At 48.5% G+C, this 23596-nt stretch carries 10 protein-coding genes; 1 reads left to right on the top strand and 9 read right to left on the bottom strand.

Annotated features, from left to right (window positions below):
- Positions 1 to 37: 37 nt before the first annotated feature.
- Entirely contained in the window at positions 38 to 1411 is a 1374-nt protein-coding gene (locus M1L52_RS04840) for a sodium-dependent transporter (protein WP_248613812.1), read from the top strand.
- On the opposite strand, the gene M1L52_RS04835 is transcribed toward M1L52_RS04840, so the two are convergent.
- The 9 genes from M1L52_RS04835 to M1L52_RS04795 all read right to left on the bottom strand — a co-directional run bounded on the left by M1L52_RS04835 (position 1408) and on the right by M1L52_RS04795 (position 23223).
- Positions 1408 to 5382, bottom strand: coding sequence for a two-component regulator propeller domain-containing protein (locus M1L52_RS04835; protein ID WP_248613811.1), 3975 nt, complete (start codon positions 5380 to 5382; stop codon positions 1408 to 1410). The two genes, M1L52_RS04840 and M1L52_RS04835, sit on opposite strands and share 4 nt — an antisense overlap.
- 7 nt (positions 5383 to 5389) lie before the next feature.
- On the bottom strand, positions 5390 to 6634 hold the full coding sequence (locus M1L52_RS04830; RefSeq protein WP_248613810.1) for a DUF6055 domain-containing protein: 1245 nt from the start codon (positions 6632 to 6634) through the stop codon (positions 5390 to 5392).
- 15 nt (positions 6635 to 6649) lie between these two features.
- Positions 6650 to 8404, bottom strand: coding sequence for a RagB/SusD family nutrient uptake outer membrane protein (locus tag M1L52_RS04825; protein WP_248613809.1), 1755 nt, complete (start codon positions 8402 to 8404; stop codon positions 6650 to 6652).
- Positions 8405 to 8427: 23 nt separating this feature from the next.
- On the bottom strand, positions 8428 to 11613 hold the full coding sequence (locus M1L52_RS04820; protein ID WP_248613808.1) for a SusC/RagA family TonB-linked outer membrane protein: 3186 nt from the start codon (positions 11611 to 11613) through the stop codon (positions 8428 to 8430).
- A gap of 35 nt (positions 11614 to 11648) precedes the next feature.
- Positions 11649 to 13283, bottom strand: coding sequence for a fasciclin domain-containing protein (locus M1L52_RS04815; protein ID WP_248613807.1), 1635 nt, complete (start codon positions 13281 to 13283; stop codon positions 11649 to 11651).
- A gap of 50 nt (positions 13284 to 13333) precedes the next feature.
- Positions 13334 to 15391: a fasciclin domain-containing protein gene (locus M1L52_RS04810; protein ID WP_248613806.1), complete on the bottom strand. Its 2058-nt coding sequence runs from the start codon at positions 15389 to 15391 to the stop codon at positions 13334 to 13336.
- Between the two features lie 29 nt (positions 15392 to 15420).
- A complete protein-coding gene (locus M1L52_RS04805; protein ID WP_248613804.1) occupies positions 15421 to 17166 on the bottom strand; it encodes a RagB/SusD family nutrient uptake outer membrane protein in 1746 nt (581 codons plus the stop codon).
- Positions 17167 to 17232: 66 nt separating this feature from the next.
- Positions 17233 to 20565 carry a SusC/RagA family TonB-linked outer membrane protein gene (locus M1L52_RS04800; RefSeq protein ID WP_248613802.1) on the bottom strand — a complete coding sequence of 1111 codons (3333 nt, stop codon included), beginning with the start codon at positions 20563 to 20565 and terminating at the stop codon, positions 17233 to 17235.
- Between the two features lie 21 nt (positions 20566 to 20586).
- Positions 20587 to 23223 (bottom strand): fasciclin domain-containing protein, encoded by a 2637-nt coding sequence (locus M1L52_RS04795; protein ID WP_248613801.1) that lies wholly within the window; start codon positions 23221 to 23223, stop codon positions 20587 to 20589.
- Positions 23224 to 23596: the final 373 nt, after the last annotated feature.

Here is a 23596-nt window from a genome sequence, read left to right as displayed (position 1 = left end):
GCTGGGAATGAAAAACGATTAACAAAAACTATAGACTTTGACACACAACAACACAAAAGCCGAACGCACAGGCTTCGGCAGTAAGATAGGCATCATACTTGCCACAGCAGGCTCAGCCGTAGGCTTGGGCAATGTGTGGCGTTTCCCTTATATGACGGGAGAGAACGGCGGAGCCGCTTTCCTCTTGGTTTACATTGCCTGCATACTCCTGCTTGGGTTGCCAGGCATGATAAGTGAATTCATCGTAGGCCGTCGCGCACAAGCAAATGCTGCGCGCGCCTACGATAATCTTTCAGGAGAACGTCCATGGCGTTTTGTTGGCTATCTCGGCATTTTCACTGCCACGATAATCCTCGGCTTCTATGCAGTGGTGGCTGGTTGGTGTCTGCAGTATCTTTATGCCTCATTGTTGGGTCACGTTCAAGGGTCGGCAGACTATGCCCAGACCTACTTCCAGCAATTTGCTTCCCATCCAGTGAAACCTGTCATGTGGGCATTAGCTTTCATCATCATCACCCATATGGTAGTGGTGCGCGGCGTGAGGAAAGGCATTGAGCGAGCATCGAAATTCTTGATGCCCATACTGCTCATATTGCTCGTCATACTTGTCATCGCCTCTTGTTCACTACCTAATGCTTGGAAAGGTGTGGAGTTTCTTTTCAAGCCCGACTTTTCAAAACTAAACAGTCATGTTTTCCTTGAAGCGTTAGGACAAGCATTCTTCTCACTATCGTTAGGCACTGCCTGTCTGTGCACCTATGCAAGCTACTTCAAGCGCGACACCAATCTGCTCGGCTCCGCAGCCCAGATTTCAGTGCTCGACACGTTAATTGCCATACTCTCGGGACTCATGATCTTCCCTGCAGCGGCATCGGTAGGCATCAACCCTGACAGTGGTCCTTCACTCATATTCATCACCCTGCCAAACGTCTTCCAGCAGGCATTCGGTGCGATACCCGTTGTGGAGTATGTAGTAAGCATCATGTTCTATGCCCTTCTGGTCTTTGCCGCACTGACCAGCACCATCTCCATGCACGAGATAGGCACAGCCTTCTTCACCGAGGAGATGCACATGAAACGTCGTAATGCTTCCTTTGTCATCACACTCACGGCATCATGTATCAGCGTGTTCTGCGCATGGTCTGTTGGAGCATGGGATAGTTTGAAGATTATGGGACTGTCGCTGATGGACTTCTGCGACCGGCTCACGGCAAACATTCTTCTTCCACTTGGCGGCATGTTGACATGCATCTTCGTAGGATGGTTCATTCCCCGCAAGATTGTCTTCGAGGAATTTACCAACCAAGGCTCGATTAACGCCAATCTGTTCTTGCTGTTTGTCTTTACCGTGCGCTACATATGTCCTATCGGCATAGTGCTGGTATTCCTGCATCAGCTGGGCATCATTTAAGCAAGAGACGACTTTTTCACATAGTCTCCCGGCTTAACGCCGAACTGTTTTTGGAAACACTTGGAGAAATAAGACGGACTGGAGAAGCCTACCATGTAACCGACCTCGCTCACAAGGTATTTTCCCTCCTGAAGGAGGATGGCGGCACGCTTGAGACGTACAACAGTAATCATCTCGTTGGGTGTTATGTCTGTGAGCGACTTTATCTTGGCGAAGAGTCCGCTGCGACTTATACCAAGTTGCTCAGCAAGGAAATTAACATTGAGGTTTGCGTTTGCCACGTTCTCCTCAATAATCTCGTTCATCTTCGTCAGCAGCTCGCTGTCCACCTGTGTGGTACCTATCTGAGCCAAACCTTCCAATGGTTCAGAGCTGACCTTCTGCATGAGTCGGCGGCGCATAAGCAAGATGTTAGCAATGCATGCCTCAAGATATTCCACAGAGAACGGTTTCTCTATATACACATCGGCCCCGATATTCATGCCTTCTATCTTCGACTTATTGTCTGTCTTAGCTGTTAGCATAAGGAACGGTATGTGGCTGGTGAGTGGATTAAGGCGCACTCTTCGGCACAATTCCTGACCATCCATGCGGGGCATCATCCAGTCGCTAACGATTATGCTTATCTCATGCTTGCTGAGCAGTGATAGTGCTTCTACACCGTCGAGGGCAGTGAGCACACGGTAATAATGGCTGAAATGGTCGTAGAGGAACTTAACCATGTCTTCATTGTCATCGACGATGAGCATATAGGAAGTAGCACTGGCAGACTCTTTGTCGGTCTGTCCGTCATCAGCTGATTGCAGAGCAGCGTCATTGGCAGTGTTGACTGAAGAGACCTCAGTATCGCCAATCGGCAAAGTGTTCACAACTTTCTCTTCTGTCAGATCCACTTCTTGCTGAATGGGGAGCATAATTCGGAAGGTGGAGCCCTTACCCAACTCCGAATCAACATCAATCGTTCCGTGATGGAGGTCGACAATGCGTTTGACTATGCTAAGTCCGATTCCTGTTCCAGGTTTGTTGCCCTCTGCCTGATAAAACGGTGCGAAAATTCGCTGGCGGTCTTCAGGACGTATGCCTATACCATCGTCTGTTACCTCTATACGGAAGTGTGTCTCGTCAGGGTCTATGGTACATCGTAGCTCTACCTTAGACTTTGAATATTTGTTGGCATTGGTGAGCAGATTGCTAATAACCTTAATGATACTCTCACGATCAATAATGGCTGAGAGGCGCTCTGGTGGATAGACGGTGGTAAACTGTTTTCCGCCTTGTTCGAACGTAGGTTCGAAACGTTCGCTGACGCTGTGTATCAGCGAACTGACGTTATGTGAGGCAAAATGCATGATGAGGCTCTGTTGTTCCACCTTACGGAAGTCGAGGAGCTGGTTGACGAGATCGAGTAGGCGGTGTGCATTACGGTCGATGATGTCGAGCTGTGAGAGGCTGTTGTCGCTGCCCTGTATGGATGTGGAAAGATTGTTCTTAAGTTTCTCGAGAGGTGCAATTATGAGGGATACTGGTGTGCGGATCTCATGAGCAATCATGGTGAAATAATTCAGGCGTGCTTCACGGCTCTCGTTTTCATTCTGCTCTCTCACTCTCTGCAGTTCTCGCTGATGGCGGTTCTCGGCACGCAATAGGCGCATATGGACGTAATACCAGATGAGTGCAGCAATGATCAGCAGATAGAGCAGACGCGCCCACCAGCTCCACCACAACGGTGGATAGACAGTAATCTTCAGCTGTGCCTCTTTAGACGACCATACGCCATCGTTATTCGTTGCCTTTACTCGCAGCGTATAGGTGCCAGCGGGAAGGTTGGTATAGGTTGCCTTATGCTGTGTGCCAACATAGTTCCATTCGGTATCAAAGCCTTCAAGTTTGTAGGCATAGTGATTCTTCCCTGGTGAGCAGTAGCTCAGTGACACAAATGAGAAGCTGAGCATACGCGCATCTGCATAGTCGAAATCTATATTACTGATGAACGAAAGATCGAGCGGATAGCCTTCAACCGTTCGCTCCTGACGGTTGAGCACCTCAAGGGAAGTAATATATACTGGTGTCTCAGAATTATTGACCTTAATATTATAAGGGTAGAATGTGTTGAAGCCGTTAGTAGCACCGAAATAGAGACGGTCATCGCTTGCCTTCATACAAGAGTTCTGAATGAACTGTTCACTGACAAGCCCATCCCCAAGCGTGAAATGGTGTACAGCCAATTTAGTTTCTTTGGGTTCATAGCGCAACAGTCCGTGCTCAGTAGAGAGCCATAACGAGCCTGACTGCTCGACAATGCCCATCACATTGACTGGCTGATCGTCCAGCTCGACTATTTCGAAGCTGTCATGGGTTACATCATAATAGCAAAGCCCATTCATGGTGCCCACCCACAACCGGCCTGCGGCATCAATCAGTGCACAGTTGACCTGATCATCTGGCAGTGAATGGGGGTCGTCTGCGCTGTGATGATAGACCTTCTGCTGATGTTTGTCGGGCGAATAGTGCCACAGGCCTTCGCCTTGTGTTGACATCCAAAGCGATCCATCAGCATCTTCATCGATGTCAATGATTATGGAGTTTATATCTATTACTTTTTTAAAGTCGTCAGTATCTTGCCTATAGAGCGTGAAAACACGCATACCACCAATCCATGTACGGCCATGACTGTCGTGATGTATTGCATAGGAGCTGTAATCACTGATGCTGTTCGGTTTGCCGTCATGCCCATAGTGGCGCAACTGTCCGGTAGCGATGTTCAAGACATATACACCACTAGAGTAAGTACCTATCCAGAGCTGATTGCCTTTGAGTGCGAGGGCATGGACATTGAGAGCAGACAACTCCTTTTGGTGAGGATAACTGACAAAGCGCTTCTCGGCAGGCAGGAAACGCATAAGACCACCGTCGTCACTGGCCATCCAGACCGTTCCTTCACCATCCTCACAGAAACGCGAGATGACATTGCCAGAGAGTCCATCCTGCTTAGTGTAGGACATGAAGCGGTCACCAACAGGCGAGAAATAGTTCACACCGCCATAGAACGTGCCTACCCATAGGCCTCGTTCCTTGTCAGTGGCTATAGAATAGACAAAGCGGTCGCTAATGCCTTGTTTACGGAACATGTTTACTGTTTCGCCTGTTATGGGATTGTAGCACAAGAGGCCGTCGTCGCACCCAATATAGATCTGGTCATCAGCAAACTGGAAAAGCGTATGAATGTGGAAGCCCTCACCACTGAGCTGCGGATTGATAACCTGCTTCAGACTACCATCAGCATGCATCTGCATCAGTCCATTAGTCCATGTACCGAGATAGATGTGGCGATCACGGCTCTCGAGCATACACAGACCATTGTAAGGCACATCAGACTGTAAGGCTACGGCTTCGAAAGCATCATGCAGACGGTTTAGCCGTTGCACTGACATAGGATTGGCATTGCTGATAGTCCATATACGGTTCTCACTGTCAGCCATGATAAAGTCAACATGATTATTTGTTGCAGCACGAGCATAGTGACGCGTCTGTCCGGTCTTCATCGAGTGACAATAAACGCCATTGTTGGCCGTTGCCACCCAGAGCTGCTGGTCGTGATCAATGGCAAGGTGAGTAACTGTTGACATGATATCAGCTGAGAGGCGCTCAAAGCGGCTGTCCTTAAGCGAGAAACTGAACACACCTTCATCAGTACCAACAAAGAGTATGTCACCGCTGATGACCAGCGATGACACATATTGATTAATTATATTTGTTGTGATACGGTAGGTCTGGATGCGATGACCGTCATATCGGCAGAGGCCATTATCTGTACCGAACCACAGATAGCCGTAGTCATCCTGCACAATGTTGCGAACAGTATTGGATGCCAGACCCTCGCTCATGGTCAGTTTTCGGTAGCGATAGTCATCGCGGGCTGCTACAGAGACTGTAACTAACAGCAAACATAAAAAAATCAGTACTTTCTTCATCAGCATTTCAGTATTTCAGTCTGTAGAGATAATGACGTGGAGCATCGTCCCCAGCACTCTTATCTTCCTCGTTAAAAGGCTGGTAAAGTGGCCTGTGTTCCTTGGGAGCCCCCATCACGACGAGATAGAGCTTCTGCAGATCTTTATCTGCAAGGCGGTTCTGCCCGGGTTCCCCATAGACGGGACATCCCTTATTATCAATGCCTACAAGCGCCCACATCACAGAGCTTTCGGCAGTCTTACCGGTCGTCACAACACGCGGCCGAGGCATCTTTTTTCCTATTGTGAGCGGGATGATGTGGAAGCCATAGTCTTCAAGCGTGTCCTTAGGAACGAACCAGCCAGTACACAAAGTGTCTAAGCGTGTGGACCATGTCTGAGCATAGGGACGAGTCTCCTTACGGGCATGCTTGAAGTCGAAATCTACCAGATGCTGATAGCCGCGAAGCATCTCATAGCAGAACTGCTGCTGAGACAAGTTGAACATGCGCTTATACGTGATTACCGGATCATCGCCACGACGTCCCTGACGATAGAGCTCAGCTATGGTCTTACGTCCACGAAGATCGCTCCACCACTGTATGACATATGGCGAATGGTATATATTCTCCATAGCGAGATAGGCCTTGTGTGTGAGACGTTTGAAAGCCTCGAAATGATAGTTCTCATCACGCAACCACCATGGATTTACCTGCCATAGCATCCACTGCGATGTCATCTCATAGAAGCCGCTACCGCCCCATGCATCGCCGGCTTTGTCGGCTGGTATCTGCAGTTGGAAAGAGTGACCCAGCTCATGAGCCATGCAGTTCATTGTCTTATCTTGGATGCGGTTTGGTGCGACCCATAGTCCGCCAATAAAGTCATCGTAGGTGCCGCCATAGGCAGTGCCGTCGAGAGAATACATCAGCATGACCATCATCTTATAATGGTCAGCATGACTGTTGGAATTGCCGAAGCCGAGAGTGTCGCGGAAAAATGTATAGAACGACTGTAGGCGCTCCATTAGTACAGACAGATTAATGTTCATCGGCTTACCCTCCAGTTGGGGAACATCTTGCAGGTCATGACCGAAACCACGCTCCCAGAAGAACACAAGGTCGCGCGTCTCGGCAGAGCGCTTGAAGCTCCACTGAGCTGTGTCGCTCTCCATGTTCATCTTCTGCAGGTCCTTAGGAATATAGATTTTCTTTTGTGCAGAAAGTGAACAGACAGAAATACCAAGAACTATAGAAAAAATAAATCGTATCATATCAATTCTTTACTCTCATTTCTCAATCTGAAGATACCAGTTGCTCTTGTCATCGAGGCGTGACTTCAAGGCTGCATCGACAGTACCGCTACGCTTCGCTATGCGATCAGAGAGATAGGAATTATCGCCACGACGTAGCGCCACGCGCATAAGATCGCTGAAGCGGTAGCCCTCGAAGGCCAGCTCAAGTGCTTCCTCATCAATGATGAGATCTTCCACCTTCTCCATTTCATAGTCGGTGAGAGCTTGTCCCGAGAGTGTAGCATCGGTAGGCATGACGTACTCAGTGTTGGCTGTAGAGAAGCCGCAACCGCGAGAGTGGACGCCCATTGTATTCTCACCTAAAGCGTGATCTTTGGTCTCAAGGACATAAAGATCATCACGGAAGTCAAAGGTTGACAGCCAGACAGCATCAGCAGGATAGTAAGGCAGCACTTCGTTCGCTATTACGGTGTTGTTTACACCTGACTTCAGAATCTGGAACGCAAAGCGTGGAAAACCGGCACGATTAAGAGCTTCAGCCAGACGCAGATAGACTACCGCGCGACGATACACATGGATATTGCGTGACATATATTTACTGTTTGTCACCATGCTAGTCACCGTGTTGCCATTGAGAAGCTTCACGTTCATGTTATTTCTGATCTGGAAGCAAGCCTGAAGACGCAAATCTCCATTGCGGTTCTCTATAAGGTTAGAGGGAGCGATGACATACTCTCCACCAGAGCTGTAGTGACAATACTTCTGTGCTGCTGAAAGGTCATAGAGGGTCTGTGAAGCAACAATGCTCTCTTTGTAGTCATTTGCATCGTTGGAGTTGAACAGATTACGCAACTGACTATAGTTACCCTCAGAAGGGATAGAGTCGCCTGGAATCATGGTGATGATCTCCGAAGCAGCAGTATATTGCTCCGCTGTCATAGAGAACTGTGAGGACCAAGCGTCGGAAGTACTAGTCCAGTGATTGTCGTTCTGCAGGAAGCGCACGCTGTTGAGACCTGTGGTGAATGCCGAGTTGCGTCCGTTACGCTTAGTAAGATACTTGTAGTAGTTCTCAGCTGCAGCACGATAGTTGCCTGCCCAAAGGTTCAGGTCGCCAAGAAGTACATAGACAGGGAAGAAGAAGAGACGTGACTCGGTGTTGCGAATGGTGCCGTAGTCCGGTGTCTCCACCTCAGCATAAGGCGCAATGTCATCAATGAAATACTGACAAATCTCCTGAATGCCACACTGACGGAAGTTTTGTTCCGACTGTTCTTTAGAGAGTATAGGCTCAGTAACGAGTGGAACCTGTCCGTAGATAGTCACCAGTTGCAGGTAGGTCCATGCACGGAAGGCTTTCACTGCTGCATATTCCTTCATGAAGATATGCTCATTTCGGTTGTTCTTCAAAGCTGTGTCGGCTTTGGCTATGAAGTAGTTGCAGTTGTTGATGACCGCATAGTAGTCAGAGGGTGAGTTATACTTGTTGCCACTCTTTGTGGTGAACGAAGCGATGTCGCGCAGATCATTCTCCGTGTTAGCTGTCACACTGACGAGGTCACCACGCAGCTCACCAAGAAGGATGGTGCGGTCGGCCACTGCCTGCATCTTGTTGATAATGCCTGCGACAGACCACAGTGTGTCACCATCACTTGTGAGGTGATCGCGGTCGGCATAAACCACGATATCGGAATCGTCGTAAAGGAAGTCGCTACAGGAGGTAAGTACTAAGCTAAGGGCACAGCCTACGAGACAGCCTTTGAAAATGTTGTTTATCTTGGTAATCATATTTTTCAATTTTCAATTCGAAATTACAAATTAATCTTCACACCAGCCACAAGTGTACGGCTCTGTGGCAGACGACCGACATCGATGCCCTGACCAATAATGTTGTTGGTCATTGCAAACTCAGGGTCACTGCCTAAGTATTTCGTCAGTGTGAACACATTGTCGCACTGAATCCAGAACTGCAATCCCTGAATGAACTGGGTGTTCATAGGCAAGGTATATGAGAGTGTGACTGTCTTGAGTTTGAGATAGCTGCCATTCTCTATCCAGCGGTCGCTAAAGCGACTGTTGCCCAAGGGGTCTTGGAAGGTAACACGTGGTATGTCGGTCTGCTGTCCTTCAGTCTGCCACCGGCTTGTAATAGCTGTTGTCTGGTTCATGAAGCGGGAGCCGCTCTCCATCTGCTGACGCATGTAGTTATATACATCATTGCCGAGCGAGTAGTTGAAGCGCACGTCGAGCTTGAAGCGCTTGTAAGCCAGAGAGGTAAATATGTTACCATAGATATCTGGATTAGGATCGCCAATAACCATACGGTCAGCATCAGAAATCTGTCCATCAAGGTTGATATCGGTGAAGTGAACGTCACCGGCAGCGAAATACTGTCGTGTGACGCCGTCGGCAGCCATGGTATAAAGGTTGGCAGCGGCAGCTTCCTCACTGGTAGAGAACACTCCCTGTGTGCGATAGCCATAGAAGAGGTTTGCTGTCTGTCCCACGGCAGTGCGTATGGTTGCGCCATAGACGCTGGTCTCTACGGCCTTGTCTCCATCGGGCAGCTGAGTGACCTTATTCTTATAGTGGCCCATGCTGGCGCCGAGCTCCCACTGGAAGTCTTTCAGGGCAAGCAGTTTGGCATTGAACGAGATGTCGAAGCCTTCATTTTTCATTGCTCCGTCGTTAGACCAGTTGTTTCTCAGACCGGTCGTGAAGTGCAGAGGCTGATACATGAGCATGTTATCCACCTTGCTGCGGAAATAGTTCAGACGCACATTGAGGCGGTTAGCGAGGAAGTTGGCCTCGAGACCGGCATTGAAACGTGTGGTTGTCTCCCACTGCAGATGGGTATTGCCAATGTTGGCAAATGACAGACCTGACACGTCTTGCATGAAGTTCTGGGAGGCGAAGTAGCTACGTGCAGCGAAGTAATCGATATCGTCGTTACCGCTCACGTCGTAGCCGACTGACAACTTGAGGTAGTCAATACCATTTACAGCGGCAAAGCATGGTTCGTTGGTAACGACCCATGAGGCCTGAGCGCCGTGGAATATGCCCCAAGGCACTTGGAAGAGTTTCACAGAGTGGTCAGCATCGCGGCCGAAACGTGAGGAGGTCTCAGCGGCCATATTCAGCTGCAGGTAGTAGCGCTGCATGTAGTCATACTGTGCGTGCAGATAGCATGCAATATTCTTCCACTTGTTAGAATAGCCAGAAGGTGTGGCATTGTCAAGCGAAGAGCTGATGGCAGGCATCTTGTCATTAGTGGTGTTATAGCCCAATTGTGCTGTCTGTGTGTAGTCTTCCCAGTTGAAGCGAGCACCTGCAAAGAGTCTTATGTTATGAGCATCATAGCGGTTGTTCCAGGCGAGACGGGTGTCACTCATGATGGAGTTCTGTTTAGCAGCCATGGAACGCACCTCGTTCTGCACAGTTTTGTTCACACTAGCCACATAGTAGCTGGGTACGCCATTGTGGGGAATATACAGTTTCTCATTAGTGTTGACGAGGTTATAACTGAAGTGCTCGCTGAGTGAGAGATGGGAGTTAAACTGGAACTTCGGACGAATGGCGAGATTGACCATGGAGTTCTCGAAGTGGTTCTTGTTTTCGGCATCGCTGTACTGATTGAGTGCGAGTGGATTGGCGAGTTTATAGTTGTAGTTACTATAGCCTGAGAGTGCCTCATCAAGATAGGTCTCATCTGACACATCGACAAAGCCTTCACGAATCTTGCCGGCGGAGAACGTCCATGGGCTGATGATAGGTGACTTGGCATAGGCGAGGAAGGCGGCTGATGTGGGAGTGCCTTCGGTATAGTTCTCTGGTGCGCCGTCGTTACGCAGATTACGTGTTTGGTTAGCAAATGATGCATCGAAACGTATATCCAACTTCTTGGTTATATGGATATCGGAGTTGAAACGAATGTTGATGCGGTTCATCTTGTTCTTATCAAGTGTGGATTGCTGATCGATGTAACCAAGAGAAAGATTGTAATCAGCGACTTCGTCACCACCCTCGATATTGATGCTGTAGTTCTGAGTGAAGGCAGTGCGATAAACGTGGTCACGCCAGTTGGTATTGTTGTTGTACTGTGGCCAGTAGTAGTTAGATGGTGAGTCATCGAGGAACTTGAACTTGGTGAGTGTAGTGTTAGTGGTCTGCAGCAAATCGCTGGCATAGCTGCGATACTGCGACGCATTCATCACGTCAAAGGTCTTTGGCTCGAAAGTCACTCCACCTGAAATGCTGGCAGTAATGCGTGTAGCCATAGAGTGATTGCGGCGAGTGTTGATGAGTATAACGCCATTAGCGCCTTTGGCACCATAGAGGGCAGTACCGTTCTGCAGCACCTCAACCTTCTCTATATCCGTAGGCGAGATGTTTGCAAGGATGTCATTATAGAAACCGTCGTGGAGCATGGTGCGACCATACTGCTGGTCGTAGATGACACCGTCGATGACGATGAGCGGCTGAGCATTGGCATTGATAGAGCTGATGCCACCAATGAACATTACGCTGCCGATGCCGGGCGTACCACTTCGGGGGATGGTTCGCACCTGCGCCCCCAGCTGTTTTTGGATTTCGTCTTCTATAGCCACAGAGTTAGAGAACTGGAAGCCTGTGGCTTCAGCCTTGGCATTGACATTAGTCTCTGTGGAATAGTTGTCACTGAAGGTCGCTGGATAGAGCATGATGTCACGCAAACTGTCTTCATGGGGCAATCCGCTTTTCACCATATTGTAACCAGGTAAGGTAAACTTCAACGAAGTGACGATAGTGGGCACTTTCAGCGTGTATGTGCCATCAGACTCGGTAATGGTGCTATAGTCTTGTCTCTCTGATGCTCCTACAAGAACACCGCTAAGAGGCAGTCCTGTTGTTGCATCGAGGACACGACCTTTCACCTGGCGCAAGTCTTGCGCAGAGGCTGACAGCAGACCCGTCATGAGAAAGGCAACAGATACTATTATGTTTCTTAACTTATTCATATTTGGTCATTTGGGGGATTAGTCGTTTGAGGTAACTACTCTGTGGGAACAAACTTAATGCAGTCGATGCGGAGCGTAGCGCCGGGGGTGTTGGACTGTATGTCAAGTCGCACATTAGGCGTTGAGAGGTCATAGCCACAGGTATTGATTGTCACATTACTCTGCAACAGCAGCGTGTCAACCTTGGTACAATCAACGGTTTTGGGGTTGCGCAGTCGTGCCTGAACCATCTTACCATTCTTGTCGGTCTGGCTGATGCCACTGACCACTGTCAATGGTTTCGTTGTCTCTTCCACATCGCGTATGTCAGCAGCCGTAGCGGGTGCAAAGACGGCATATACGTTATATTTTGCACTTGCCAACAGACGTGGCACGCGGAAGCCCAGGATAACCTTCGAATCATCTTTGTCGGGACGTGCCACAATAAAGCAGTTGTCTGACACTTGTCCATAGAAAGGATTGTTTGAAACCACCTGTGGTGTCCTTACTATGCTGTTGGCATTGAGGATAGTATCAATGTGGTTCTCAGCCTCCACTCTCACAGCCTGAAGGAAAGTCTTTGTTTTAGGGATGGCGAAAGAAGTGGCCTTCAGTGTCTGTCCGTTACTGCAAGTGATGTTTTTTGTGCCATTAAAGATACCACCTTCTCCATAAGGTTTTTGGAAGATGTAGTAGCTTTCATCCATACCCATCATCTGACGTATCTGATATGAATAGGCTTGTGTAGAGACAGCTGAATCCTGAAGCGCTTTGTTTGTGTTGCGGCTGAATATAGAGCCGCCCACGATGGCCAGACGTGTGTTGGTATAAGCCATAGAGTCAGCTCCTTCAATGTTCTTAGCATAGACGAAGTAAGGTGCGTATTCGTTTACCAGACGCTCCCACTCGCTGTTGACTGGTGCCACCATGATATATGAGCTATCCTCTGAGCTGATGTAGCCAAATCTCTCAAGAAGATCATTACGCAGGTGTGTGACGGAGTCGAGATAGTGGGTCACGCCATCGATAATCTCACCTGGCACACTCTCTGACTCACTGAACTCATAGATGCTGTGGCTGTTGAGGAAAGCATAGACGCTGTCGAGCCCCTCTTCAATATCGAGGCTCTCAAAAACGTTAGCGATATAGTCAAGCTTCTCATCTATCGTGAACAGCAGTCCGTTGGCACAGAGACTGTTCTTCATCGTAAAGAGCTTTCCGTAAATACCGTCAAAGGTCAGCGGCATGTATTTATGATTCATCATCGAGATGGTGTCGTTGGTCATCGATGAGACAGGATGACGATACATGGCGATGTGGTTCTGCAAGAAACGGAGCACCACAGTGTTATTTTTGTCTTCCACGCCCTTAGCCACCTGTTCGTTATAACTGTCGACAAGGACGTCGGCCTCAGCATCGGTGAAATGAGCATTCGTAGGAGCGAAGACCGTATAGGTCTGGTTACCGCTGAGAATGCGGTCGTAGCCGCATACCTTGGCAACACGGGCAAAGTTACTCAGATTGCTATTCTCAGAGATGGCAGTCCACAACGAGCCTTTAGCCTCAGCCTGTGATGTGCTCTCGTAGTGGTCGTTCCACTGGTCACTACATGAAGTGAAGAGTGAAGAATGAAGAGTGAAGAGTAAGGCTGTAGACAGCCACTTCGTTGTCTTCTTCAGGCTTCTTTTCATATTATTATTGTTTATATTGATAATCATAATTTTCAATTTTCAATTTTCAATTACAACATCGGCTCCATGCTGCCCTCATCAGTAACACCGAAGACACTGCGTGGCACCAGTTCGAGGTAGTCGAGCATAAACTCATTGTCGTTACCCTGCTTGGTCGAGACGCTACGGATACGAAGGAAATGTTCCTCACCGGCATTCATGTTTGTCGTACAGAGCACGATGCGATAAGTGTGGGGCTGGCTGGCAAAGTAGATGCGGTTCGTGTTGCCTGCACCATATTCATAATGGTAGCCACCGGTAGCGCCACGGTAATAGCCTTTATTCTTCAACTCCTTTTGGTCTGTTGAGAGCGTCAGTACATCCATGTTACGATAGTCGCTGACCCAGTTAGCACCGATGATCGATGAGTGGTTCAAGTTCTTTGTCATATCAATGGGGATGCCCTGCGGTTTGTCATCGAGATATATCTGTGCCACACCACGAGAAGGCTCTGCAGCAAAACCGAGACGAATCTGCCACTGTCCGTCGAATGGCACAGGAGGAACACGGAATGTGATGTCGAAGTCGCCAAAGAGGTTCATCTCATCACCTTCATAGCTGTCATACCAGTCGTGGGGACGGCGATAGACGAACTTCGTTCCCTCGTTGAGGGTCACTCCTTCCAAATAGCCGTTGGGAAAATAGTAGTTACGTCCAAACTTACCCGTCTCATCGTATTCGGGGTCGTTATTGGGACACTTCGTACCATTATTACGCGAGTTCAGACGTATGTCGTTAGTCATCAGTTCCGGGAAGATAGTGGAGAAGTCCATGCGTATGAGTCCGTTGAATACCTGGTTGCGTGTCTGGTCATCAAAGGCGAGGATATCATCTACGTAGAAGTAGCGTCCGTTGATGGCATCGTTCTTATAGTCGCTCTCTACCTTCGGATAGATATATGTTCCTGGAATCTGGAACTCATCGTCCCAACGGCGGTTTGCATAACGCTGACCTACTGTGCTCGGTCCTCTCCACTTACGCACGGTGAGTCGCTCGAACTTCATCATCGTGTGGGGCAACATGGTTTCATACCAGTCAACAGGATTCATCACCTCAGTCTCTATGCCTATATCGTTATAAGGTGTGAGATAGTTCCAACCCTTTACGTCGCGAGTCAGGATGTGATAAGCAAGGAAGCGGTATAGCGGGTTCTTCTCGTTCTTGATATTCTCAAACGAATGATAAGGCTGGCTCTTGTCTTCAGGATACTGCATATCGTAAATCTCGCAAGCTTTATTGTAGAGCTGCTGCAATGTGGTTATGCCATATTTCTCCCTCAGTACTGAGTCAGTAGGAATAAAAAGAGTAAAACCAGTGCGCTTCTCATCTGGCACTGTAGCAGTCTCCTTGTTGACGTGAGACACATAACGGATGCGTGGATAGTTCAGACGATCCACGTCCCATGACTCATCGCGATAGGCATAGAGTTTCTCATCAAAGCCGCAGCTACGGAGTGCCTGTGCGAAGAGCTTGATATTAGGGTTCATGTCCACAATATCTAGAATCATGCGATTAGAGCTCTCCAACACCTCCGTGATGGGCTGCACGAAACCGTTCTCAACAGAGTCGTCCTGCAGTTCAAAGATGATGTGTGACGTTCCGTTGAGGAAAACCACACCATTGCCGTCTTGGTCTATTCCATGACTCACCTCAATATAGCGACGGTTCATGTTGGAAGTAGAGAGCACGCCGTCGTTCATGTCAGAGGTGGTGTACATATCTTTCACTAAATGAGTTCGGACCAATGTGTCACAGTCCTCCTTGCTTAGTTCGTCGAAGCTGTTGAGTCCTTTCTTTACAAGATAGGCGTTCATAGCCTCGTTCGTGGGAACGAAACAAGTAAACTCACCATAGGTTGAGAGCAGTTTGTTCATACCTGTACGCTCCACAAGAGCTGCAAACTGGCTATAGTTCTCGTGGCTTTTTAGGTAATCGCTCATCATCTGACCCTTGAAAGTGTAATAGTTCGATGTATCTGGGTCATCACTACACGAAGTAAAGAGTGAAGAGTGAAGAGTGAAGAATAAGGCTGCGCACAGCCACTTCACGGTATTACTTATCTTGATCATAATAATTGCGAATGATAAATATCTGGTTATTAATTTTTAACTATCGAGCTATTCTCACCGCTACCGAAGGCAGGGTTCTGAATTAGTTTGCTGTTCACCTTCAGTTCATCAATGTGGTAGGGCCAGTAGATAGCTTCCATGCGGGAGAGCTTGCTGGTAGCACCCGAGCCACCGCCATTGCCTTTTCGTGAGGCTGTGCCTGAGAGGAATCCAGTGTTACCCTCGCGCTGAGAACGGCGCACCAAGTCGTACCAACGCTTACCTTCGAACATCAGTTCGCGCTGACGCTCGCCAAGCACCAGCTCGCGCATGAGTGACTTGGTGGTATATTTCGTAGCGTCAATGTCTTTCGTCGTCTTGCTGCAGTTGCTACGTTTGTTGACTGCATTGACAATCTTGAATGCTTCATAGAGCAGGTCACCGTCAGTTGTTACCATTACGGCTCCATCGGCAGCTTGTTCTACGAGAGCCTCAGCCTTGAGAAGCATGATGTCGGTCAAACGATAAATAATCCAATTTGAGCGGTTCTTACCTTCAGCATAGGCTGTCGTGTGTACTCCCTCCAATGTGGCTTTGCCCAGGTTGATTGAAGCTGAGGAGAACACATACTTGGCAATGCCATAGTTATTGTTCTGTCCATCCACCTTTCCGAAGTTCTCATAGAAGCGGGTGTCTTCCTCAGTAAGAAACACCGAGAATGTACCGTCGTTGATGTCGGTGCAGATGAAGTCGGCAGGCTTCACCAGTCCGGGGAACGTAGAGGCGTTTCCATAGAAGTTACTCACGGCACCATTGGCCATCATCGTCTCGTCGTCTTTCATGTATATGAGTTCAAAGATGCTCTCACTGCTATTGTTGAGTCCAAAGATATCAGTGAAAGAAGCGCCAGCCATGTTACCCACCGTGGCAATGTCATTGATGAGTGGAAAGCCATCGATAAGGTTATCGCTGCCCGACAATGACATTGAGCTGCCAAGACTTTTCTTTGAACTCTTATATTCATCCTTCTTTGCTTGTATGACCATGTCTGCATAGCGCACTGCATTGGCATAGTCTCTCTTCCAGAGATACATCTCACAAAGCATAGCATGTATTGCATCCTGAGTAATGCGTCCACGCTGATAGTAAGTCTGTGAAGTCGGATAGCGTTTTACTGCCCATGATTGTTTCTCCTCCAGATCAGCAATGAGTTTGTTTAACACTTCATCAAACGGTGTGGCAGCCAGTTCCAGGTCCTGATTATCATCGAGATAGGCCTCCATCGTAAAGGGCACATTACAGAACGAACGAATGAGGTAGAAATACATCAGGTCGCGCAGTGCTGCAGCCTCAGCGACGTGAGCATTGAGCTTGCTCTGTGTGTAGGCTGGATCTTTCTCTGCTACCTGCGGTGCATATTTAATAATGGTGTTGCACCGGTTTATGATGTTATAGAAATCACCCCACTTTGCATAGGTGTTGCTAGCGTTGATATTCTCCTTAAAGATGTTTGCTATCTGAACATCATTCTCAAAGTTCTTACCACCAACAATATTGTCGGAACGGAACTCACCCCACACCATCATACGTGAGATGACTTCTTGTGACTGCATCTTTGAGTAGCAACCAGCGATGACGGCCTCCACATCGGCCTCTTCATCCCAGTACTTGTCAAGGACGATGAGCTCCTGAGGCTCTATCTCCAGAAAGTCACTACAGGAAGTGAAGAGTGAAGAATGAAGAGTGAAGAATAAGACTGCTACGAGCCATTTCATCAACTTCAAAAATCTTTTCATATTATTGTTTATCTTGGTAATCATAATTTTCAATTCTCAATTATCAATTCTCAATTCTCAATTATATTAGAAGTCCACCGTCACACCCAACGTATAGGACTTGGCTCTCGGTGTCTGTCCGCCGTCAACGGCAGCACCATAGCCTCCATATCCTACTTCCGGGTCCACTCCCTTGTATTTCGTGATGACGAAGAGGTTGTTGGCACTGGCATACATGCTCAGTCGGTTGATGCCCAGCACCCTCTTGATGATCTTCGGATCGAAGTTATAGCTGAGCTGCATGTAGTTCAATCGGATGAACGATCCATCTTCTACATAACGGTCGCTGACGAGGGAGTTATAGTTGGTCGAAGCACCATACATAGCACGAGGAATGCTTGTCTCGTTGCCTTCCTTACGCCAGCGCCAGTTCACGGTCTTGCTTTGGTTGTTGTTAGAGGTCATTGCCTCTGTATCGAGACGTGCCATGTTCAGGATTTTGTTACCTACGCGATAGTTGAACTGTGTGTTCAGCTTCCAGCGACCATAGTTCAGAGTAACACCGAAGCCACCAGTCAGCTTAGGCAGTGAAGAGCCGAGATAGACAATATCCAATGCGTTAATCTGTCCGTCATGGTTCACGTCCTCATAGATAGCGTCACCACCCTGGAACTCATAGTTCTTACCTGTTCCGTCATGTGAGTAGTTATACATCATACGCACGGGCTTGTTCTCCTCGTCAACAACTATCTCACCTGTCTCGCTGAGCACGAACGGAGCAGTATGTCCCTGCTTCACGAAGTCTAAGCGCTGCTCAGGTGTCATGTTCACGAAAGTATCAAACTGATACTGGTAAACGCCTTTGAAGCGAAAGCCATAGATGGCACCGAACGGATTGTGCAGCTGCACACGCTGTAGCACCTCACGGTTGTCATAATGAAACTCCGAGTTCAGTGAGTTGAGCACCGTCTGGTCCAGTTCGATAATCTCGTTGCTGTTGTTGCCGAATGTGAAGTTCACGTCAGCAAAGAACTTTCCTTTCTTAATAAGTTTGTCGGTATTGAGGTTCAACTCCCAACCGATGTTACGCATCGAGCCTACGTTGCGATAAGCCAGTGTGTAATAGCCGACACTTGACGGTATGCTCACATCAGGCATGAGCATGTCGCGGCGTGTAGAGTGATACCACTCTGCTGTCAGGTTAATGCGGTCATTGAAGAGTCCGAGGTCCAGACCAACGTCCCATGTGGTGGTTGTCTCCCATCTGAGGTTCGTCAGACGGATATTGTCGGGCTTCATCGCACCCATGTTGATATATTTCGTGTCGCTGCTGTAGATACTCTCATAGAGGTAGTCACGGTTAGGCTGGTTACCCACGCGTCCCCATGATGGACGGATAGACAGCATCGACAGCCACTTATCTGCCCATTTCATGAACGACTCATCAACGATGTTCCAGCGTAGCGAAACAGCGGGGAAGTAGCCCCACTGACGATCAGGACCGAACTTCGTCGTTCCGTCAGCACGTAGTGAGAAGTCGAACATGTAACGGCTCTTATATGCATAGTGGGTAGAGAAGGTGTAGTACATCGAGCGCCACTCACTGAAGTTCGAGCTCATGCCCGTCACTCGTCCGCCACCCACAGGGTTGGTGATGCCGCCTGAAGGCAGCTTCGTGGCATCGGTACCCTGTCCGTTGCTCGAGCCGCTGGTCAGTTCAAAACGTCCCATCGCCATGAGTGAATGATCCCTATTGCTGAAATGGGGTATGAAGGTCAGCGTCTGCTTCGTGTTGAAAGCCACACTCTTCGTACTGGCAGTGTGAGCATCGTTGACGCCGTTGTTCCATGACACTGTCTTCAGCTCCTTCGGATAGAACTTATCCACATACTCATTGAAGATGTTCATATAGACACGTCCGTTCCATTTCAGTCGTGTGTGCTCATCATCCATGCCGAGCAGATTATATTCCATTTCCAACTCAGGGGTTATGTCGTAGGTGCGGTCATCAAACTTCGCCAGCTTAGCCGAGGCAACAGGGTTGACATAGCCTTTCTGGTCGCCATCGAAGACAGAGTTGCCCGACTGCAGCATTGTGTAGTATTTGTTTGTATCCTGTCCCTGCATCGGGTGGCCTACAGGATACTGTTCGTAGATGCCCATGTTAGGCATCTTCTTATAGGCAATGGCCAGCAGGTCGTCATAGTTACGCTTCGTGTCAGTATATGTCAACGCGAAGTTCGTAGAGATCTTGATACGGTCAGAGACATAGTAGTCCAGTGCCACACGTGTTGAGAAGCGATCCTGCTTCTGTTCGATGACCGAGCCGGTCTCGTGGTCATAGCCGCCAGAGATGCGGAAAGTAGCCTTTTCACCGCCACCGGTAACAGAGAGGTAGTGGTTCTGGCGCAGACCGAACTGCGTCACGGCATCCACCCAGTCTGTGTTGTTGTTATACTGCTCATACTCCGAGAACGTCGGGTCGTAATTCAGCTCACGTATGTTCGATGCGGCATCACTCTGCTGCGGGTTGAAGTAGCTCTCTTTGAGCAGCATGGTATAGTCGTCACCGCTGAGCATCTCGTAACCCTTAGGCTGATAGGTGCCTGTCAGTCGCAGTGAGTAAGTAATCTTCGGATTGCCGCGTGAGCCGCGCTTTGTAGTAATCTCGATGACACCGTTGGCACCCTGCGAGCCATAGATGGCCGTAGCAGCAGCATCCTTCAGCACAGTGATAGAGGCTATGTCTTCAGGATTGACGTTCAGCAACTGTGCGAACTGCTCGTCGTTGGCATTCGAGACGTCAAAGTTATTCATATCTACGTTCCATGTGTTGCCGTTGACCACGATGAGCGGGTTAGAGTTAGTTAGCGTTGAGATTGACGAGGCACCACGCAGACGCATGGTTGTTCCCGCACCCAGGTTACCGGAGTTAGCAATGATATCCAGACCAGCGATACGTCCTTGCAGGGCTTCATCAACAGTAGTTACGCCCAGACCCTCAAACTCTTTCATGTCTATGGTCTGTGTGGCGTATGATATCTCACGATCAGGAATGGCAAGACCGCCGCTGTTCAGACGCTTCTTTGAGGTCACGGTGACCTCTTTCAGAGTGGTTTGCGACTCCATCTTGATGCGATAGGTCTCGCGATCAATTGGTAGCGTCTTCGTCTTGCAGCCTACATAGCTAAAGCGCAGCTTGTTCTTCGGGTTGCGTATCTGCATGGAGAAGTTACCATTCATGTCGGTTACGGTAGCTTCTATGATACGGCCGCTGGCATCCACCTCACATACGGAAGCACCCATCAGCTCACCAAAGTTATCACCCACATAGCCGTGGACGTTCTTTATCTGAGCAGATGCACCTATGCTGAATGCCAATGCAAAAATGATAAACAGTAAACGTGACATTATCTTCATATTGCGTTCCTTTCCCATCAATTAATTTTGATCCTTCAGCTCTGCAATCTTTGCATCCACCTCGGCTCTCCATGTTCCTTTCTTATTGAGGTCTTCGAAGAACAGTGGAGCATCGACGGTGTGGAGCACCACGTCGCTGGCATTATAGATATTCTCACCGTAGCCGTCGCTACCAGGATTGTCAATCCAGTACTCACGTCCCATTAGGTTGTGACTGCCACTAGTGATTACATGACTCTTGTTGCCCAACTGGTCCTCAATGGTGAGTTGTGTAGCATCTGCCGTGACGGTGACGCTGAAGAAGCGTTTGTTAGTAGGGTTAAGAGCCGATGTCTCATACTTCACACCGCTGACAGGCTTTCCGCCCACATAGATAGAGTTATCCTGTATGTGGTACTTCACGAAGTTCATGATGCGACTCGAGATGATGTCAAGCACCTTGAAGCGCTTTGTCCTTCCCTTGGCAGTAGAGGCGTTGAAGCCTTCCATTGCCTCCAGCTCTGCCTTCACCTTATAAAAGTCGTTCCATGTGGGCAGCAGACCAGCATCTACGTATGGCTTGATGCTGGCATCTGTAGGCATATAGGCAGTATAGTCATAGCGGTCGAAGAGCGAGCAGTTATAGTCCAGACAGCCTCTGCTCTTTCCGAGCATGCTTTTGGTGAGCGTGTTGGCGCTGTCACCCTTGGCATAAAAGTGATAGAACAGCGTGTCGCTCTGTTCCTTCAACATGGCATAGAGTGACTTGCGGCTGCCGAGTGGCATATTGTCAACGACATAGCTCTTACCATTACCTGTCTTGGTCATGTCATAGATGGTGTTCACTGTGACGCTCTTGCCCTGTTCTATCTGCAGTCCGGCGCTGACGGTCATCGTGCCTTCCTTATCCACATTCTCAATCTTCAGTGTGCTGCCACCCTTTGTGCGGTAGTATTTCTGCTCTGGCTTCAGTGAGTCAACGATGATCAGGTTATCAAGAATATCATTGAGACGGTTTCTCACCTGTTCGTCAGAAGCATCGGCGAGGTCACCTTCCACCTTTGTCTCTGTGGCCAGGTCGTAGAGGAAGCGGTGTGCACCGAGTGCCTTCTTCTGTTCATCCCAGAAGAATTCATAGAGCACACTCGTTGTGCTGCCATAGGTGCAGGGGTCCACATAGGTGAGCAGTGCGGTGTTAGACGGGATTATGAAGCTATAATAAGAGTCCATAGAGTTAAGATATGGTTCAAACTCCAGTTTCTCTATAGCTTTCGATATAACCTTCATCGTGTTCTCGTTGACCAGTGCAGGAAACGACACACTGGAGTAGGCCGATGGTGTGAACACGCGATTCAGCAGATAGACCACACCGTTGCATCCCATGAAGCATGAGTCCACATGATTACGGGTGATGCCGATTGGTACCTTGTTCGTGTTGTCCAGGATGTTCTTGAACTTTGATGGCACGGTCTCAATGAATGAGCGTATGAAGTTGATGTCAAGCAGCTTCACGAGCACGTTCATAGGCACGTTCTCCCAAGATCCATACATGTCCTGCAATGCCTTTCCGTCGTGATTCCACCAGTAGTCAAGTGCGTCGTTCGAGGGAACGAGCAGAGCGCCACAGTCATAGTGGAGGTCGCGACCGGCTGTATTAATGTACATATACTGGTTCCAGCCCGGGTCGAAGGCCAGCGTTGCCTCAACGGTCTGTCCGCTGGGGTCTTTGTCCAGTGCCCCACCTTCCGAGCCAGGATATTCTTTTGTGTTGCTTGTCTGCGAGAAATATTTCAGCGTATAAACCTTCTCCTGAGTATTGTTCAGCGCATTATATTCCTTTGTGGCGCCATCGTCATAGTAAGGAGCCGAGAAGCGATCCATCAACGATGCAAAGCGCGACATATTTTGGTGCTTGTGCACTATCTCCGCCATGTTGTCGGCTGCTGTAGGCAGTCCGTCAACCTTGTGTATATAGCCGTTCTTACATGTGATGTCGATATCTGTCAGTTTCTTGCCGTTCACCCATGAGTCACTTGCCGATGTTGACACGCCATTGGTGAGAATAGCCAAGTCCTCATCTGTAATCTTATTGTTCTGCATGAACACTGGCAGGAAGTGAATCATTGGCTTCGTGGTGTTGTCACGCAGCAGAATGATTGGCTGTCCGGCATCACGCAGCTCCTTCCAGAAAATCGTCTGCGGCATCTCAGCCGGTTTCATCGTTGACACCGAGTCGAAGACAGAGGCTGCCGTCGGACGGCGCATACACTGTCCCTTCAACGGCTTCGGACCACTGACGCTGCTGAGCAGCTCAATGAGGTAGGCGTTATTAACCATACTGCTGTTGAAGAGCAGTTTCTTCTGAGCATCGGTCAGCTGATCATAGCCGCTCACTTTCCAGTCGTTCTGCTGGAAGAACTGGTTATAGACATCGTCGTTGGCCACGAAGAGGGTCTTCGAACCCGTCTGACTGAGCACCTGCTTCTGTCCCAGGTCATCAATAAGCCGCATGGTGTAGCTGTAGTTGCCCTGATCTTTCAGCCAGTCGTAGATGCTGTTACCCAGCCACGACGGTTCGTCCATCAGCTCGTCTTTCTCCGAGCAGGAAGTGAGCGTCCCCACCTCTCCCAAAGTAAGACTAAGCGCGATCACTAAGCCGTAGTGCTTAATTTTCCTCATAATTCTCTTGTTTTTATCTTTATTATTATATACATACACACGTGAAAGCAATCTCTACAGTTGTTGCAGAAAGTTACAGGTTCTTCACTTCCTGAGCTTTCGATTCATTTGCCATTCCAAAGACAATTGCTGTGGCGATGCAAAATACTGAGAAAAAAGATTGGGTCATGGTTTCAATTAGTTATTGTGCAACAAAGTTAGGTTAAAAAAAGAGTTCAAACAAACATTTTTCAATAATTTTTTCGTTTTTTTCTAAAATATTTTTCGCGCGTAAAAATACCGTCTAAAAGAATAAAAAAATCGTCTAAAAGCGCCTGTTTTACGTGGTTTTTCTTGCAAGATAAAAATAATCTTCCTACATTTGTCACTGTTT

Origin of the sequence: Prevotella sp. E13-27, assembly GCF_023217965.1 — a bacterium.
Lineage (GTDB): Bacteria > Bacteroidota > Bacteroidia > Bacteroidales > Bacteroidaceae > Prevotella.
Note: the sequence above shows the minus strand (reverse complement) of the source record. Positions and strands in the feature narration are given on the sequence as shown.